We start from the raw sequence: 889 nt of genomic DNA on the forward strand, positions 1-889 counted from the left end.
TCGACACAGTTCGTAATGAAGTGAGTTCCCTTAAAAATCTCATTATTGCAACAGCCTTCGCTATGATTGCGACGGTAGCCGGTGCCGCGTTTTGGGTTGGCAGTCATATCAACGTTTAATATTCAAATATGTTTTCTTAAATGCCTCTTATCCTAGAGGCATTTTTTTTGTCCGAACGCTTCAACGCTCGCGCTAAAAGAATTTGAGCCAAAGGCTCGACCGCAAGCGGTCGCCAATACCGCTCTCAGTACCACAGTACGCCTATTTGCTCGATGTTTGATTCTATTGCTTTTTCATGGTGTCACTTTGTGGGTTTGTGGCTGATAGGTGGCTTTTTATGATGAAACCATTACTTTACCTTTCTTTGCTATCGCCGTGTTTCGGTTGGGCTTTTTGCTTTGATGAGGCAGGGAGATTTTATAATGTCGATCCACAGCTTTTAAAATCCATTGCAACGGTAGAGAGCAGCCTAAAACCGAATGCGTATAATGAAAATAAAAACAAAACCGGTCAAGTGATCAGTCGTGATTTTGGATTGATGCAAATTAATTCCCATTGGTTTGATCGACTATCCGAATTTAATGTGAATGAAACAAGCATCTATAACCCTTGTTTTAATGTTCATCTTGGCGCGTGGGTATTAAGTTCTAATTTTTCTAGTCATGGTTATAACTGGAACAGCGTCGGCGCTTATAATGCGGGTTTTTCAAAACGCACCGAGAACGCCAGAAAAATATACATCCAAAAAGTCCAATCGGTTTATTTTAAGATGAACGTTCAATAAAAGGCTTTGCACCATAACGGTGCGATGTCTTTGGCTTTTCCTCTCGCTTTCTTCCTTCAATTTCCAGATCCCCCGCATCCCTCGTTCGTCAGATTCATTCGCCAC

At 41.6% G+C, this 889-nt stretch carries 1 protein-coding gene; it reads left to right on the plus strand.

Annotated elements, in window-relative coordinates:
* The first annotated feature begins 340 nt into the window (after positions 1-340).
* Complete coding sequence (locus AB4589_RS17255) at positions 341-784, plus strand: lytic transglycosylase domain-containing protein (protein WP_029203697.1); 444 nt, start codon at positions 341-343, stop codon at positions 782-784.
* The last annotated feature ends 105 nt before the right edge of the window (positions 785-889 follow it).

Origin of the sequence: Vibrio sp. 10N.222.49.A3, from assembly GCF_041475145.1 — a bacterium.
In the GTDB taxonomy this organism is placed as follows: Bacteria; Pseudomonadota; Gammaproteobacteria; order Enterobacterales; family Vibrionaceae; genus Vibrio; species Vibrio tasmaniensis_A.